Genomic DNA, 15,708 nt, shown 5'->3' on the forward strand with positions numbered 1-15,708 from the left:
CAATATTATTCGGCCTCCAGTTTCCGCCAAGCCAGATCGGCAAATTCACAAAGCAGCGGCCTGGTCTCTCGCGGATCGATAATATCCTCCACGCTGAACTGTTCTGCTGTGCGGAAAGGTGACGTCACTTGATTAAGCTTCGCCTTGATCTCCTCCAGCCGAGCCGCCGGATCTTCGGATGCCTCGATGTCCGCTTTGTAGGCGACCTCTAGCCCGCCAGCGATCGGGAGCGAGCCCCAGTCACCACTCGGCCAGGCGAAGCGATATTGGAAATTTTCGGCATTGGACATAGCGCTTCCCGCAATCCCATAGGCCCGCCGCACGATGATACTCGCCCACGGCACCGTGGCCTTATAAACCGCGTTCATCGCCTGCACGCCGTAACGGATCGTACCGGTGCGCTCGGCATCTTCGCCGATCATGAAACCGGGATTGTCAACCAGATGGACGACCGGCAGACGGAACTGATCAGCGAGTTTTGCGAAGCGCTCAACCTTTTCCGATGACTTGGCCTCCCAGCTGCCACCCAGAAAACTGGGGTCGTTGGCTAGCACCGCTACCGGATAACCATCCAGCCGGGCAAAGGCAGTAATCGCAGCCCTGCCCCAGCGTTTGCCCATCTCAAAGACACTGCCTTTATCAAAAACCGAGTCCATGATCTTGCGCATGGAATAAACCTGTTTGTCGCCACGCGGGACAGTGGAAAGCAGAGCTTCATCGCGGCGACTGGTCGGGTCGCCAGTGACCACACGCTCGGCTCGCTGGTTGATATTGCTGGGCAGGTAAGAAAGAAACTTGCGTGCCGTCGCAAAAGCTTCGGCCTCGCTGCCTACCTCTTCATCAACCACGCCATTGCGCGTATGAATCTCGCTGCCGCCCAATTCCTCCTTGGTCAGATTGTCGCCAATCGCCGCGGCGACAGCCGGACCGGCGGCAAATAGCTGCGATAGGCCGCGCACCATGATCGAATAGTGGCTCGCAACCGTTCGCGCGGCTCCCATGCCCGCTGTTGGCCCGAGCGCCAGCGCGACCACAGGTACCGTCTCCTGATTTTTGATAATATCTTCCCAGCCAGGCACTGCGGGCACATAGGTGAAGCCCATGTCCTCCAGCGATTTCACCGACCCACCACCACCGGTGCCATCGATCATGCGGATCATCGGGATGCCCATCGTGTGGGCCATTTTTTCGCATTGCGTAAATTTGCGGTGGAGCGCTGCATCAGCCGCGCCCCCTCTGACGGTAAAGTCATCGGCGCTGGCAACGACCGGTCGCCCTTCGATATTCGCCCGACCAAAGATCAGATTGCTGGGTGCAAAATCCTCAAATTCACCTTTGTCATCATATGACCCGCGCCCGGCAATCTTGCCAATCTCGCGAAAGCTGCCCTCATCGACAATACCGGCGATCCGGGCTCGCGCGTCGAGTTTACCCCGCCCATGTTGGCGAGAAACTTTCGCTTCCCCGCCCATTTTTTCTGCAAGGCGCTGCCGCTCGTGCAGCTCTTCAATTTCCGGTTTCCATGTCATGCTCCGGGTTTTAACCGAGTGATTAAGCGAGGGGAAGCGGGAATTTGCGAACGCTATTAAAGATGGATTTACATTGACTGTATTAGTGTTATAGATCACCAAAGCGATGTGCAGGAGAGAGAATATGCGGAGATTTTTTGCGGCACTATCCGGAATAGCTGCTCTGGCACTCACCACCCCCGCGGTGGCCGAGGAAGCTGCCACGCCAGCACCGGAAATTCCAATCTGGGAAGTTTCCTTCGGACCAGATGGGCTCTCTGGTCCAGGCGGCGAGATATTGCGCGCTGAGATTGAAAGGTCGCAATTTGTTGCGTTGGGCGAGGATCATGGCTTTGCGGATTCGCCCGAACTGGGTCGCGGTCTGGCCGCCGAGATGAAAAAGCACGGCCGCACCTATCATGCTGTCGAAATCGGCGCCTGGTCTAACAAAGCCGTGCAGCACGCGCTGCGGACCGACGGCGTGACCGGTGTCGCGACGTTGGTCGCGGGCAAACCGATCGCCCTGCCCTTTGTCAGCAACCGCGAAGATGCTCTGCTCGCCAATGATTTTGCTGAACCCGAAGGTACCGTCGACTTATGGGGTATTGATCAGGAATTTATCGGCGCTCCAGCGATCCTGTTGGAAGAGCTGAAGGCGATGGCACCCAATGCTGGCGCCCGCAAAGCTGCGGATACCCTGCTGCGGAAAGATCTCGCAGCCGTCGCCGCCGCTGATCAGAGAAACCTGTTGATGTTGTCAGCACCGCCGGCAACCTTTGCCGAGCTGCGTGCCAAGTTTGCCGGTTCCCCGGAAGCGCAAGCGATCATTGATTCACTGGCAAGAAGCGCGGTCATCTATCAGCATAATAACGCAGGCCGCTATTTCGCCAATAATGCAGACCGTATCACCCTGATGCACCGCTTGTTTTTGCAGCAATATCATGAGGCAGAAGAACCTGCCCCGCGCGTCCTGCTGAAGATGGGTGCTTATCATCTGGGACGCGGAACAACGCCGACCAAGATGTTCGACATCGGATCACTGCTGCCCGGACTGGCAGCCGCCAACCGGATGCAATCACTCCATATTGCGTTCAGCGGCCTCGCTGGAGAGCAATTGACAATGCGCCCCTCAGCCGAAGGCTATACGCAAGTGAAGATGGTGGATGACAAGATTATCACACCGATCCTTGAGGCGGCACAGATTGACATTACCCAGATCGGGGACACCGGTCACTATCTGATTCCGCTCGATCCGATCCGGCATAAGCTGGAAAGCAAAGGCATTAATAGTCTGTCGGCCTTCGGCAAATTCGTGGTGCTGGGCTTTGATTATATTGTCACGACGAAGGCTGCAAAGGCCGCAACGCCGATGCGGGAGTAGCTAACGCCTACTCCTCTACTCCTCATCCCCGTAAATCGACACGCTCATATCACCATCGCTCGTCGCGCGACCACGGTACATGCCGGGGGTGTTAAAACTGTAGCCGGCCTGCCCCCAGGGTGTCGCAAATATGATGCCGCCAGTGCCGCCGATTTCCCCCAGTTCAGAGATTACATCATCCGCAATTTTCTGCACCTCCGCAGGAGGGAGCGCAAACTCGCTGGCATGGATATAATATTCAGGAACACCGTCTTTGTCTTTGGGCACCGTTGCCTGCACATCGTCCCGCACCGCCAGAAAGCGTGTCCAGATACGTGTGCAGATTTCATGCGCAACGCCGAGCCGGATGAAATATTCGCCAGCTCCGGTTGCCGAGATCGCACAGCTGCGGTTGCGGGCATAGGTACCCGCACCGATAACAGGACTGTCGCCGATGCGCCCCCATCTTTTGCCAGTCATGCCGCCGGTGGAAGTGCCAGCGGCCATATTGCCGTTCCTATCCATAGCGACAGCGCCGACGGTCCCGAATTTATAATCCACATCTGCGGCGCTGACCTGCTTGGTCAGCACATCTTCTATCTGTTTGAGACGGCGCGGGGTGGCGTAATAGTCAGGTGCCACCTGTTCCAGCCCCTGTTCGCGGCTAAACTGGTCGGCGCCTTTGCCAGACAACATGACATGCGGGCTGTTGTCCTTGACCGCACGAGCCAGCAAAATCGGGTTTTTTGTTGTGGTGACTCCAGCCACCGCGCCCGCAGACAAGTCGCTGCCATCCATTATGCTGCTATCCAACTCATTGGTTTTATCCCACGTGAAAACCGCGCCTTTTCCAGCGTTGAAATTGGGATCATTCTCCAGAAGCGTGATCGTCGCTGTAATGGCGTCCATCGCGCTTCCCCCGGCTTTCAGGATTTTGGAACCTTGGGCCAATGCCTTGTTTAGCGCCGCGCGGATTTCCGCATCTTTCTCTGGCGTGATCCTTTCCCGCTCAATCGTACCGGCACCGCCGTGAATAGCGATCGACCAGCTTGTATCGTCATCCGTTTGAGCGATCGCCGTACTGCTGAGGGCCAGCGCGGCCATGGCTAAGACCGGTGCGGCAATTGCGAACTTGAACATGATATGGCTCCTTTGAGCACAGGTTTAGCACCAATTATCAGAGCCGCAACCATTGAGCCGTGTTCAAGCATCATGAAGAATTACCAAGGAATTTCGCGCCCGCTATAGTCATGAAAAGCGCCGGTCTGTGCGTGATCAATATTATCTATAACCTGCCGCATGCCGCTGACACTCTCCCCCGCCGTCAAGTCCGCATGGGGACCACCCATATCGGTCTGGACCCAGCCGGGATGCATCATGGTCAGCGTCAGCCCTTCATCTTTCCACTGGTTGGCCAGCGATTTCCACGCCTGGTTCACCGCTGCTTTGCTCGAGCGATAATACATCATATCACCGCTTTCATTTTCGGCGATGCTGCCGACCTGGCTCGAAATCACCACCATTTTCTTGTCATTTGACTGGGCGACATTGTTTTTCAAAGCGTTGGCCAGTTTCACCGGTGCGACGACATTGACGTTCATCAGCTCCAGCCAGCCGTCACGATCAAATTCCAGCGGACCATATATGCCTGCGTTGTGGATATAGAGATCAATAGGCCGGTCGCCCAGTTCGCTGGTAAAGCGCTCAACACTGGTATCATCCGCCGCGTCCAGTTGCATTGTCTTTGCATTGGCAATGGCGCTCAATTCTTCGGCTTTTTCCGGTTCCCGCGCGGTGCCGATGACATCCCAGCCATTGTCTGCATATTGTTTGGCCATTTCCAGCCCGATGCCGCGATTGGCGCCGGTTATCAATACAGTTCCCATGATGTTTTCCCTTCCAATACCGTGTTTTTTCGGATGCAGACGCAATCGCCCCTCGCACCCGCGCGATGAAATCGCTATATAGCATGCAACGAGCAATATTGTGACAGGTTCCCATCATGACAGCCGATAACCCCTCCTTGCGTCCGTGGCGCGATATAGAGCGCCGCAAAAGCCGCCAGATCATGGTTGGCGACGTGCCGGTCGGTGGTGATGCACCCATTACGGTGCAGACGATGACCAATACGCTGACGAGCGATCCCAAGGCGACTATTGACCAAATCCGCCGTTGCGAAGATGCCGGGGTCGATATCATCCGGGTCTCCTGTCCTGATGTCGAAAGTACGACAGCGCTGAAACAGATTGTCCGTGCCAGCCGCGTACCGATCGTGGCGGATATCCACTTTCATTATAAGCGGGGCATCGAAGCTGCTGAAGCGGGGGCCGCTTGTCTGCGGATCAATCCCGGCAATATTGGCAGTGCAGATCGGGTCAAGGAAGTCATCGATGCAGCCAAGGCCAATGGCTGTGCCATCCGTATCGGGGTGAATGCCGGTAGCCTGGAGAAAGATCTGCTCGAAAAATATGGTGAGCCTTGTCCAGAGGCGCTGGTCGAAAGCGCGCTCGACCATATCAAGCTTTTGCAGGACCATGATTTTCACGAATATAAGGTCGCGGTGAAGGCCTCCGATGTGTTTCTCGCTGTTGCCGCTTATTCACAGCTGGCCGATGCGGTCGATTGTCCGCTGCACCTTGGCATTACCGAAGCAGGCGGCCTGATCGGCGGCACGGTGAAAAGCTCTATCGGTATGGGCAATCTGCTCTGGGCCGGCATTGGCGACACGATCCGGGTCAGCCTTTCGGCCGAGCCGGAAGAGGAAGTTCGCGTCGGCTATGAGATGCTGAAAGCACTCGGCCTACGCACCCGCGGGGTTCGGGTTGTGAGCTGCCCAAGCTGTGCACGGCAGGGGTTTGATGTGATCCGAACGGTACAAACGCTGGAAGAACGGCTCCAACATATCCGCACGCCCTTGTCACTCTCCGTCCTCGGCTGTGTCGTCAACGGGCCCGGCGAAGCCCGCGAAACCGATATTGGCATAACTGGCGGCGGCGCTGGCAAGCATATGGTGTACCTGTCAGGTGTCACCGATCATCATGTTGCTGATGGCGATATGGTCGACCATATCGTGAAGCTCGTCGAAGACAAGGCAGCTGAGATTGAGGCGGCGACGGAGCAAGTCGAAGCGGCGGAGTGATTTGTTCGTTCTCAATGCCCAAGCGTCAACTCCGCTTGGTCCCGCAAATTAGATAAGCCATATCCCACGCAATCGGACTGGCTTTCTGACGCTCTGCGACAAGACGCTCGGTCAAACTACCGGGCCGGATCGATTCTCGGTCGGCCACCCCGGCGTCTATCACCCTCTCCACCATATAATTGGCGACATCTTCAATCCCTTGATCACTCGCGGAACCCAGCATGATCACCTCTGCTCTATAGTGAGCAATATCCAATGCTGCCTTTTCAAGGAGCTTTGGAAGTTCGAGACCCATCGTGATTGTTCCATCCTCTGCGGCAATCATGCGCCACAGCCAGTCATGGGCCTGTCGATGCTGGGGAATCGGCCCCGCCGCAAAGGGCATGCCGGTCGCGCTATGCTCCTGAAAAATCATCAAACCATCCGGCTTGAGGAAGGCCGACAATCGCCGCACTGTCTCAGCAGCATCCGGCAGATACATCAAAACCCTTCTTCCAACAATGGCGTCGAATGGCTCCCAGTCCGGCAGATTTCCGGCCAGGTCGACATTTTCATAGTCGATGGTGGCGTGGTTCGAACCAATGGTCTGATCTCTTGCTTCTGCAAGCCGATCATCATTGCTATCAACCCCCAGGACATGGCCATTCTTCCCAACCAACGCGGCCAACTCACGCGTTAACAGGCCAGTCGCACAGCCGATATCCAGAATCCGCATAGCTGGCTCTATACCGGCATCGCGTAAGAATCGTGATGTCGGAGTATTGCTTGGATTGATCATAGATCGTTATTCCTATATGATATGTTGTATCATATCATTATCTGTTTCTGGTTCAAGTGATTTTTGACTTGCAAGCGTAAGGGAATAGGTTGAGATATTAGCCAAAGCGGGGGGACCAATCAAACATCAAGTCTGGATCCTATGACCAACACCCTTTTCGGCTTTGCCAAAATCACACCCAAATCCGAATATTTTACCGACGCACAGGACGCGATCCTGGACATTGTTGAAGAAACCCGCGCAGAGCCCGGCTGCATTCAGTTCACTGTCTTGGCTGATCCCGATCAGGGGCATGTCTTCCTGTTTGAAGAATGGCAGGATGAAGCCGCTCTGAAAGAGCATCACGGCAAGCCATATACAAAAGCGGTCATGGATAATTACGACAATTGGTTGGCCGAACCATTGCGTTTCGAAACCATGACCAAGCTTATATGATGAACTAAGCGTTTTTCTCGCTAAGCGGTTCCGCCGCGTCATTGATCCAGTTCATCATCGCGAGCAGGTGATCCGGCTGGGAGTCATTGACGACTTGGCCTGCCAAATCGGCCAAAGACACGGCTGCCAGACTGTCTCGAAAAGCCCGCTCAGCAGACGCGAAGGCAGCCGCAATCTGGCAGGGTGCTTTGCAGTCTTCGGGTTTCAGCCCGCACGGGCCGTTTTGGCGAATTTCAGTGCACCGGAATGCCGGACCTTCACCATCGACTGCTGCGGTAATATCCCATAGTGATATCTCGTCCGCCGGCTTGGCGAGACGATAACCGCCATGTGCCCCACGTGATGTTTTGGTGATCCCGGCCTTGCTTAGCGCCTGTAGCTGCTTCGCCATATAGGGTGCCGGAACGCCATGATAGCGGGCCAAAGCTTCCGCTTTCAGGCCGCGGCCCGCGGGAAGGCCGTTTAGCAAAGCGGCCGCGTGCGCCGCCCATTCAACACCTTTGGAAATCTGCATATGCTACCTACTTCATGAATATTCCGATATTTCATATCCGAATAGCGCGGCGACGGCAATTTGCCGAATCCACATTGACAAAATTTTTAATTCGGATATTTATTATCTGAATTAAAAAAGACAAAGGAGACGCTCGTGCAAACCGGTAAACCCGACTTTCTCGATAGGCTAGCGCAAATGCTGGTCATCGCCGTTGGAATATTCGCACTGCTTTTTGGCCTCTTTATGATCATCAGTCCACTCGACTGGTATACCGCGATCCCCACCGTCATCACTACCGGCCCGCCGAACAAGCATTTCATACGCGATATCGGGATTGCTTATGCGGCCTGCGGGATCATATTGCTCTACGCCGGTGCAAGTCTCCACATACGCTGGCTGGGCGCACTGGCCGGAGCATTGTGGCTTTCCCTACATGGCGTTTTGCATATCTACGAGGTTGCGGTTGGAATCTGTTCACCAGATATCTTCTGGGCCGACGCACCCGGCGTACTCGGTCCGCCGCTGCTGGTGCTGGCTGCGCTGGCCATACTGTTTTTCCGACAGCGGATAGTACCAGCGGGCGTACCAGATCGCCTGTTCCTGGCCATGGTTGACCGAATGTCGCCGGGCGAAAGCGCCTATATGCATGAGATTGCAAGCGCACCCGGGCAAATGCTGGAGAAATTAAAGCATTTCATGCCCGCCAGCAATCATCGTTATGAAGCAAGCGCAGGCCTGCTGTCCGCCGCGCGAATTGGTGCGACGCTGGTCGAGGATTGTGGTCCCTGCGCCATCACCGCTGCGCAAGGCGCGCTGGCGGAAGGTTTGCCAAGAGACGAGGTCAACGCCATGCTGGCGGGCAAGCTGTCCGGCGACCATAAACTGGCCTTTGATTTCGCTCAGGCCATTGCCCGGCAATCTGCGGAGGCGGATGATCTGGGGCTGCGCATTGAGCAACAGTTCGGGCGCCCAGTCCGGCGGGAACTGGCCATGGTCGCGGCGATGGTCAGGGTTTATCCGGCCATGAAACGGGGACTTGGTCTTACGACTGCTTGTTCTCTGACACGCCTAGAAGTTTGATTGCCCTTCGCGTCCGAAATCATTAGGGATTTTAAGAAGGACCTGAAGGAAAGACACCATGGCGACTGCCGAAACGGATTATCTAATTATCGGCAGCGGTGCCGTGGGCATGGCTTTTGCCGATACATTGCTGGATGAAAGCGATGCGCATATCACGATTGTCGACCGGCATGGCAAACCGGGCGGTCACTGGAACGACGCCTATCCCTTTGTGTCGCTGCATCAACCATCCGCCTTTTATGGCGTGAACTCGACCGAGTTGGGCAGCGGTGCGATTGACAAAACCGGGTTGAACAAAGGCTATTATGAGCTCGCTACCGGTACAGAGGTGAACAGCTATTTTGAGAAGGTAATGCACCAGCGCTTTATACCGAGCGGCCGGGTCAACTATCATCCGATGTGTGACTATGTCGGGGACGGCAAATTTGTGTCGCTGCTGTCAGGTCAGGAAAGCGAGATTAAAATCCGCAAAAAAACGGTGGATGCCACTTATTATGGCACCACGGTGCCATCCACCCACACGCCGAAATTTGAGGTGAAGGACGGCGCAAAGATGATCCCGCCCAACGGCCTGCCACAACTTTGGCAAGGTGCAGGACCGCGACCCAAGAAATTCGTGATCCTCGGCGCGGGTAAAACGGCAATGGATGTTGGGGTCTGGCTGCTGCGCTCAGGCGCTGATGCGGATGATATCGTGTGGGTCTGCCCGCGTGATAGCTGGCTGCTCAATCGTAACAATACCCAGCCGGGTCAGGAATTTTTTCACGAAACCATTGGCGGCCAAAGGGATTTGATGGCGGCACTGGCAGCGGCGGAATCCGCCGATGATCTGTTTCTACGCCTCGAAGCCTGCGGTGTGATGCTACGCATTGATCCCGAAGCGACACCCAGCATGTTCCACTATGCAACGATCTCTCAAGGTGAAGTCGATATTCTGCGGAAGATTAAGAATGTCGTCCGCATGGGCCATGTCGAGACTATCGATCAGGGCGGCATGCATCTGAAAGAAGGCAACTATCCAATGCCAGCCGAAACGCTGTACATTGACTGCACCGCCACCGCGGTTGAACGTCGCCCGGTGGTTCCGCAATTTCAGGATGGCTTGATCACACTGCAGATGATCCGCGTACCGCAACCGGCTTTCAGCGCCGCTCTTAGCGCATTCCTCGAAGTCACCTATGATGATGACGAGACAAAAAACCGCTTGGGGCAACCCATTCCCCTGCCCGATGGCATTGATACATATCCAGCCGCGACGATGGTCAACATGATGAACCAGTTTCAATGGTCGCAAGACAAGGTCGTCAATGGATGGATCACGCAGAGCAGGCTCGATGGTTTCGGCAAGATGATTTTCGGCGTCGGTACGGATGATAAAGAGAAAATTGCCGTGCTCGAAGCATTTCGTGCCAATGCCATGGCAGCGATGGGCAATCTTCCGAAACTGATCGCGCAGGCAGGTGGCTAATATGTTGAAACAGATTTTCCTTGCTGCAGGTCTAGCATATGCGGCGCCTGCTCTCGCCGCCCCAGAGGCAGATGAAGCTGCTGCAGAACATCCCGAGGCCAAGCCCTATAAAAAGAACGCCAAGGCATCCGAGAATGTCGATGCTGCCCTGGCCCGCGCTGTGGTGGAGGACAAACGCGTGATACTGGTTATGGGCGCTAACTGGTGTCACGATAGCCGCGGGCTCGCCGGCTGGTTTGAACAGCCCCGCTTTGCGACCATGTTGAAAGCGAAATATGAAGTCGTCTATGTCGATGTTGGATATCGGGATCGCAATATCGATATCGCCCAGCGGTTCGGCATTGACGCGATCAAGGGCACCCCGACCGTGCTGATTCTCTCTCCGCGCGGCGCCTTGCTCAATCCGGAATCAGCACCGACATGGCGTAACGCTGCAAGCCGTGATGAAGCAGACATTTATACCTATTTTGATCAGTTTATGCCTGAGCTATAATAGTGGAACTGGATTGAATGGGAAAGCAGGTGCCGCGCGCTTTGATCTACATATTGATTGTCCTCGGGCTGATATTAATGGCGTTTGTCTTCATGCCGCTCAAGCTGGCGGTCAGCATGGCGGGACTGGAAAATACCAAATTTTCTGCACGGGAGATTAGCGGCAGCATCTGGAACGGGCGTATCGAACAGGCCCAGTTGGGACCTTTTGCACTGGGCGACCTGGATGCAGGTGTGCAATTTTTTCCTCTTCTGACCGGGAAGGTGAAATTGGATCTGGAACGCCCGGCCAATTCTGGAGATCCCGGGCTCTCAGCCACGATTGGGAAACAGGGGTCTGCCCTATTGGTTGAAAATGCCACGACGATTTTGAGCGTAGGCCAAACCCTTGCCCCTCTGCCAGCATCCAGTATCGCGCTCGATAATGTCAGCGTTGCTTTTGCCGGTGGCCGTTGTCAGTCAGCCAGCGGGAAGGTTCGGCTTTCTCTGGATGCCAATATCCCGGGACTGGATTTGAAACGAGGCCTGCTCGGCAATGCTGTCTGCGAGGATGGCGTGCTCGTGCTGCCGCTCTCCAGCGGTTCAGGCATGGAAGATTTGACGATGAAACTGGAAGGCAATGGTTTTTACACCGCGCGGCTATTCCTGAATGGGAATGACCGTGCGTGGACGCTGTTGTTACCAACATTGGGTTTTCGAAAAGTGCCCAGCGGCTATGCCATTAAAGTGGCAGGCCAGCTTGGGCAAAAGAGGTAAATCATGAACAAAGCCGTGAACTTCTCTATTCTTGACCTTTCACCGGTACCGCAAGGGGCCGATGTCAAGACAGCGCTGGACCGCTCGCTCGCGCTCGCACAGCATGGCGAAGCCTTGGGCTTTGAACGCTTCTGGATGGCAGAGCATCACGGTATGGCCGGGATTGCAAGCGCCGCGACATCAGTGGCGCTTAGTCATATCGGCGCGGGCACGAAAACCATTCGCATCGGCGCGGGCGGAATCATGCTGCCCAATCATGCACCGATAGTGATCGCCGAGCAATTCGGGACATTGGAGGCATTATTCCCCGAACGCATTGATCTCGGTCTGGGGCGTGCGCCGGGCTCCGACCAGCGGGTCGCTCAGGCGCTGCGGCGTAACTTGAATACCGATCCCAACCAGTTTCCGCGCGATGTCGTTGAGCTTCAAGCCCTGCTCGAAGGTGATGAAGCGCTCGGCATTCAGGCAACGCCTGGTGCTGGCGCCAAAATACCGCTCTATATATTGGGCAGCAGCCTATTTGGCGCACAGCTCGCGGCCGCCCTTGGCCTGCCCTATGCCTTTGCTTCCCATTTCGCGCCACAAGCGCTGGACGAAGCTCTGGCTATTTACCGCCGGGATTTCAAACCATCGGCGCAATTGGCGGAGCCTTATGCGATGTGCGGGTTTAACATTTTCGCGGCTGACACGGATGACGAAGCAGAGCATCTGGCTACCTCGATGATGCAAAGTTTCGTCGCATTGCGCACCGGCAATCCGGGTAAATTGCCGCCGCCAATCGAGGGCTATCGCGAAAGCCTGCCGCCTCAAGCCCAGTCTATGCTCGCACAAATTATGCAGGGCAGCGCCGTTGGTGCGCCAGATGCGGTCCTCAATGGTGTCCGAGCCTTTCTAAACCGCACACAAGCAGATGAACTGATCGTCTGCGGCTCGATCTTCGACCAAGCCGCACGCGAAAAGTCCTATGGTCTGGCCGCCGAAGTCCGCGACCTGATCGCTGCCTAAAAAGCCGAGAAAGGCTTGTCCTTATCGACCCGCACATCCTGCGGCAGACCCAGGACGCGTTCGGCGATGATATTTTTCAGGATCTCATCTGTGCCGCCAGCAATCCGCAGGCCCGGTGCCCACATGAAGCTTTCCTGAAAAATCGCATCCGCTGGTGCATGGTCCTTGTCAGAGATAATCCCGTAATGGTCCTGCATCTCGATCGCGCTGTTGCAGATGTCCTGCAAATGGTTCGCGGTGATTACCTTGCCGATGGAATTTTCCGGCCCCGGAGTTTCGCCCTTTGACAAGGCGGTCTGGGTTCGGAACTTGGTCAGCTTGTAGCCCTGCGCCGCGACATACCAGTCAGCCAGCTTCGCACGAAAGGCCTGATCACTCATGGAACCGGATGACCGGGCATAGTCCATAATCTCCGCCCAATCCGGTCCGGGAGAACCGCCTACGGCCAGCCGTTCATTCATCAACGTGACCAAAGCGACTTTCCAGCCCATGCCGGGTTCGCCTAGCCGGTCAGCATCTGGAATGCGGACATCGGTGAAATAGACCTCGTTAAACTCGCTGCCGCCTGATGCCTGATGGATCGGGCGTACATCGACGCCTTCCTGTTTCATGTCGACAATGAACATGGTCAGGCCCTTATGCTTGGGCACATCGGGATCGGTGCGAACCAGCAAAATGCCATAGTCGGAATAATGGGCACCGGAGGTCCAGACCTTCTGGCCATTGATCACCCAATCATCGCCGTCCTTGACTGCTTTGGTTTTCAGCCCGGCAACATCCGAACCAGCCGCTGGTTCAGAGAAAAGCTGACACCAGATTTCTTCACCGAACAGTGCCTTTTGGACATAGCGTTTTTTATGTTCGTCAGAACCGAAAGCGATAACTGTTGGCACGCACATGCCAAGACCGATCGCGAATGGCCCGGTTGGAGCATCAAATTTGGACTCTTCCTGATTCCAAATGACCTGCTGCATCGGCGTGCCGCCGCGCCCGCCAATTTCCTTGGGCCAAGTAATCTGTGCAAACTGGCCTTCGGCTTTGACCTTCTGCCAGTCCTTTGCCCGCTGCAAATAATCGTCGCGCCGTCCAGAGCGGATCGCCGCTGCTTTTTTGGGCTCAAGATGTTGACCCAGAAACGCATTGGCCTCGGCCCGGAATGCTGCTTCTTCTGTTGTATCTGTAAAATCCATTTTCTCGTCCTTCTCAGGGAATTATCGACTAAGCCGCGTTTTTGGCTTCAAGTGCGGAAACCAGCTTTTCTTTCCAGACTGCCGGGCTGCCGGCCTGCACGGACAGCAATTTTGCGCGGCGATAGTAGAGGTGGCAATCCACCTCCCAGGTAAAGCCCATGCCGCCATGCGTCTGGATATTTTCCTTGCTGGCAAACCAGAATGCTTCCGACGCAGCAACCCGCGCCGCTGCCGCCGCTTCCGGCAATTCGGCCGCATCGGTTGAGAGCGCCCAGGCGCCATAATAGGCATTGGAGCGCGCCACTTCGTTTTTCACATAGATATCGGCCAGCTTGTGTTTGATCGCCTGATTGCCGCCAATGGGTCTGCCAAAGGCCTGACGCTCCTTGGCATATTCGGTGGCCATTTCCAGACAGCGCGACGCGCCGCCCAATTGTTCGAAAGCTAGTAAAACAGCTGCGCGGTTCATCACCTGATCGAGCACTGTCATTCCATTGCCGGTCTCTTTCCCCAAGCGTGTCGCCGATACGCCATCAAATTTAATCTCAGCATGACTGCGGGTCGGCTCGATGGTTTTGAGCGATTTTCGCGATACCCCGGTTTGATCCAGCGCCACTACGTAAAGGCCAGTCCCACTGCCCTCTTTGGCCAGCACCGCGGCATGAGTTGCAACATCACCATCGGTCACTGGCAACTTGATCCCGGTCAGCTTGCCATCCTTGGCAGTCGTCTGAACCGATGATGCCGATAATGCACCGGGACCTTCGGTGGTTGCAAGGCAACCTACGATACTGCCGTCTGCCACTTTGGGTAGCCATTCCGCTTTCTGTTCCTCGGTCCCTGCCAGCTTCACCGCCTCGGCAAAGAAATAGGCAGACGACCCGAACGGCACCGGCGCCAACACGCGGCCCAGCTCCTCTGCAATCACGCAAAGTTCCAGCATGCCTAGACCAAGCCCGCCAAATTCTTCCGGTATGGCGGCCCCAAGCCAGCCCATTTCGATGATTTTTTGCCAAACTTCGTCATTGTGGCTCATCGCATCATTATCAAGCACGGCGCGTACGTGAGCGCTGGTGCACTGGGCTTCCAAAAATTTGCGCGCTTCATCGCGCAGGAATTTCTGATCATCAGAGAAATCAAAGTTCAAACTACCAGCTCCTAAATATTATTATTTTGGCGTTGATCAGACGCCGCAACACATCTGGCGAATCATCGTGCCAACCATCGTTCCGAATAGGCCCGAACAGAGTTAATCAGTCAATTAAATTCCATCGCAGAAAAATGTTCTTTCCTACATATAACCAAATAGGTTATTTCATGCTCTTAACCCCTGACGAGAAAGAACCTGACATGAATATCGACAAACTCATCGACAACGCCATCACCATAGAAGGTGATTACTCCAACCATCCGGCCGATCGGGGTGGCCCAACGCGCTGGGGCGTGACTGAAACTGTAGCGCGCCGTCACGGCTATGCTGGTGACATGCGCCACTTTCCCTATGATCAAGCTGTTGCCATATATAAGCGCAACTACTGGTTACGTCCGGCCTTTGATAAAATCGCAGCGCTTGCCCCACGGCTGGCCGAGGAATTGTTCGACACTGGCATTAATATGGGGCCCGCCACTGCAGCGGGTTTCTTGCAAAGGGCGCTGAACGCCCTGAATCGCAATGGCCTGGATTACGTTGATATTACAACCGACCGCAAAATAGGCCCCCAGACCCTCGATGCCTTGAAGCAGTTTTTGGACAAACGCGGAGCCGATGGCGAGATCATTTTGCGCAAGGCTGTCGAGGCCTTGCAAGGTGCACGCTATATAAAACTGGCTGAACAGCGACCGGCCAATGAGGCTTTTCTTTACGGCTGGTTGGCCAATCGAATCGGGTAAGGCGTCTTCTCGAAAAAACGCTTTAAGATTGGCCCTAGTTGGTGGGATCCTTTTGCCCCGACCTTCCCAACAAAAAACACAGCCCGCCTCTTTTTCACATTCTGTCCTCTT

At 55.4% G+C, this 15,708-nt stretch carries 16 protein-coding genes; 9 read left to right on the forward strand and 7 right to left on the reverse strand.

From position 1 onward, the window contains the following. Window positions 1–5: 5 nt before the first annotated feature. Window positions 6–1,529: a carboxyl transferase domain-containing protein gene (locus DG177_RS06860; RefSeq protein ID WP_108810814.1), complete on the reverse strand. Its 1,524-nt coding sequence runs from the start codon at window positions 1,527–1,529 to the stop codon at window positions 6–8. Between the two features lie 124 nt (window positions 1,530–1,653). Here DG177_RS06860 and DG177_RS06865 point away from each other — a divergent pair, with 124 nt between their 5' ends. After that, complete coding sequence (locus DG177_RS06865; RefSeq protein WP_108810815.1) at window positions 1,654–2,889, forward strand: hypothetical protein; 1,236 nt, start codon at window positions 1,654–1,656, stop codon at window positions 2,887–2,889. Window positions 2,890–2,904: 15 nt separating this feature from the next. Here DG177_RS06865 and DG177_RS06870 read toward each other — a convergent pair whose 3' ends face one another. Then, window positions 2,905–4,008, reverse strand: a complete 1,104-nt coding sequence (locus DG177_RS06870; RefSeq protein WP_108810816.1) for an isoaspartyl peptidase/L-asparaginase — start codon at window positions 4,006–4,008, stop codon at window positions 2,905–2,907. An 80-nt stretch (window positions 4,009–4,088) separates the two neighbouring features. Further along, window positions 4,089–4,754 (reverse strand): SDR family NAD(P)-dependent oxidoreductase, encoded by a 666-nt coding sequence (locus tag DG177_RS06875; protein WP_108810817.1) that lies wholly within the window; start codon window positions 4,752–4,754, stop codon window positions 4,089–4,091. Window positions 4,755–4,870: 116 nt separating this feature from the next. On the opposite strand from DG177_RS06875, the gene ispG reads away from it, so the two are divergent. Further along, complete coding sequence (gene ispG, locus DG177_RS06880; protein ID WP_108810818.1) at window positions 4,871–6,007, forward strand: flavodoxin-dependent (E)-4-hydroxy-3-methylbut-2-enyl-diphosphate synthase; 1,137 nt, start codon at window positions 4,871–4,873, stop codon at window positions 6,005–6,007. A 25-nt stretch (window positions 6,008–6,032) separates the two neighbouring features. On the opposite strand, the gene DG177_RS06885 is transcribed toward ispG, so the two are convergent. Continuing rightward, window positions 6,033–6,785 (reverse strand): methyltransferase domain-containing protein, encoded by a 753-nt coding sequence (locus tag DG177_RS06885; protein WP_108810819.1) that lies wholly within the window; start codon window positions 6,783–6,785, stop codon window positions 6,033–6,035. A 141-nt stretch (window positions 6,786–6,926) separates the two neighbouring features. Between DG177_RS06885 and DG177_RS06890 the strand changes: the two genes are divergently transcribed. Beyond that, on the forward strand, window positions 6,927–7,220 hold the full coding sequence (locus tag DG177_RS06890) for an antibiotic biosynthesis monooxygenase (protein ID WP_108810820.1): 294 nt from the start codon (window positions 6,927–6,929) through the stop codon (window positions 7,218–7,220). Window positions 7,221–7,224: 4 nt separating this feature from the next. On the opposite strand, the gene DG177_RS06895 is transcribed toward DG177_RS06890, so the two are convergent. Then, window positions 7,225–7,734 carry an RrF2 family transcriptional regulator gene (locus tag DG177_RS06895; RefSeq protein WP_337658584.1) on the reverse strand — a complete coding sequence of 170 codons (510 nt, stop codon included), beginning with the start codon at window positions 7,732–7,734 and terminating at the stop codon, window positions 7,225–7,227. Window positions 7,735–7,869: 135 nt separating this feature from the next. On the opposite strand from DG177_RS06895, the gene DG177_RS06900 reads away from it, so the two are divergent. The 5 genes from DG177_RS06900 to DG177_RS06920 are packed head-to-tail and all read left to right on the forward strand — an operon-like array spanning window position 7,870 to window position 12,517. Next, window positions 7,870–8,796, forward strand: coding sequence for a hypothetical protein (locus DG177_RS06900; RefSeq protein ID WP_108810821.1), 927 nt, complete (start codon window positions 7,870–7,872; stop codon window positions 8,794–8,796). Between the two features lie 58 nt (window positions 8,797–8,854). Further along, window positions 8,855–10,264 carry an NAD(P)-binding protein gene (locus tag DG177_RS06905; RefSeq protein ID WP_108810822.1) on the forward strand — a complete coding sequence of 470 codons (1,410 nt, stop codon included), beginning with the start codon at window positions 8,855–8,857 and terminating at the stop codon, window positions 10,262–10,264. Window position 10,265: 1 nt separating this feature from the next. Next, window positions 10,266–10,757, forward strand: coding sequence for a thioredoxin family protein (locus tag DG177_RS06910; RefSeq protein ID WP_108810823.1), 492 nt, complete (start codon window positions 10,266–10,268; stop codon window positions 10,755–10,757). 17 nt (window positions 10,758–10,774) lie between these two features. Then, window positions 10,775–11,512, forward strand: a complete 738-nt coding sequence (gene gspN / locus DG177_RS06915) for a type II secretion system protein N (protein ID WP_108810824.1) — start codon at window positions 10,775–10,777, stop codon at window positions 11,510–11,512. Window positions 11,513–11,515: 3 nt separating this feature from the next. Next, on the forward strand, window positions 11,516–12,517 hold the full coding sequence (locus DG177_RS06920; protein WP_108810825.1) for an MsnO8 family LLM class oxidoreductase: 1,002 nt from the start codon (window positions 11,516–11,518) through the stop codon (window positions 12,515–12,517). On the opposite strand, the gene DG177_RS06925 is transcribed toward DG177_RS06920, so the two are convergent. After that, window positions 12,514–13,707, reverse strand: a complete 1,194-nt coding sequence (locus DG177_RS06925) for an acyl-CoA dehydrogenase family protein (protein ID WP_108810826.1) — start codon at window positions 13,705–13,707, stop codon at window positions 12,514–12,516. The genes DG177_RS06920 and DG177_RS06925 overlap by 4 nt on opposite strands. Window positions 13,708–13,735: 28 nt before the next feature. Then, window positions 13,736–14,854, reverse strand: a complete 1,119-nt coding sequence (locus tag DG177_RS06930) for an acyl-CoA dehydrogenase family protein (RefSeq protein WP_108810827.1) — start codon at window positions 14,852–14,854, stop codon at window positions 13,736–13,738. A gap of 203 nt (window positions 14,855–15,057) precedes the next feature. Between DG177_RS06930 and DG177_RS06935 the strand changes: the two genes are divergently transcribed. After that, entirely contained in the window at window positions 15,058–15,597 is a 540-nt protein-coding gene (locus tag DG177_RS06935; RefSeq protein ID WP_108812825.1) for a glycosyl hydrolase 108 family protein, read from the forward strand. Window positions 15,598–15,708 lie beyond the last annotated feature (111 nt).

The sequence above is a fragment of the Sphingorhabdus sp. Alg231-15 genome (assembly GCF_900149705.1).
Classification (GTDB): domain Bacteria; phylum Pseudomonadota; class Alphaproteobacteria; order Sphingomonadales; family Sphingomonadaceae; genus Parasphingorhabdus.

Coding starts and splice junctions, on each gene's coding strand:
- DG177_RS06870 (WP_108810816.1), bottom strand. CDS start 4,008: ATGTTCAAGTTCGCAATTGCCGCACCGGTCTTAGCCATGGCCGCGCTG.
- gspN (WP_108810824.1), top strand. CDS start 10,775: ATGGGAAAGCAGGTGCCGCGCGCTTTGATCTACATATTGATTGTCCTC.
- DG177_RS06895 (WP_337658584.1), bottom strand. CDS start 7,734: ATGCAGATTTCCAAAGGTGTTGAATGGGCGGCGCACGCGGCCGCTTTG.
- DG177_RS06890 (WP_108810820.1), top strand. CDS start 6,927: ATGACCAACACCCTTTTCGGCTTTGCCAAAATCACACCCAAATCCGAA.
- DG177_RS06905 (WP_108810822.1), top strand. CDS start 8,855: ATGGCGACTGCCGAAACGGATTATCTAATTATCGGCAGCGGTGCCGTG.
- DG177_RS06865 (WP_108810815.1), top strand. CDS start 1,654: ATGCGGAGATTTTTTGCGGCACTATCCGGAATAGCTGCTCTGGCACTC.
- DG177_RS06920 (WP_108810825.1), top strand. CDS start 11,516: ATGAACAAAGCCGTGAACTTCTCTATTCTTGACCTTTCACCGGTACCG.
- DG177_RS06925 (WP_108810826.1), bottom strand. CDS start 13,707: ATGGATTTTACAGATACAACAGAAGAAGCAGCATTCCGGGCCGAGGCC.
- DG177_RS06860 (WP_108810814.1), bottom strand. CDS start 1,529: ATGACATGGAAACCGGAAATTGAAGAGCTGCACGAGCGGCAGCGCCTT.
- DG177_RS06885 (WP_108810819.1), bottom strand. CDS start 6,785: ATGATCAATCCAAGCAATACTCCGACATCACGATTCTTACGCGATGCC.
- DG177_RS06935 (WP_108812825.1), top strand. CDS start 15,058: ATGAATATCGACAAACTCATCGACAACGCCATCACCATAGAAGGTGAT.
- ispG (WP_108810818.1), top strand. CDS start 4,871: ATGACAGCCGATAACCCCTCCTTGCGTCCGTGGCGCGATATAGAGCGC.
- DG177_RS06875 (WP_108810817.1), bottom strand. CDS start 4,754: ATGGGAACTGTATTGATAACCGGCGCCAATCGCGGCATCGGGCTGGAA.
- DG177_RS06910 (WP_108810823.1), top strand. CDS start 10,266: ATGTTGAAACAGATTTTCCTTGCTGCAGGTCTAGCATATGCGGCGCCT.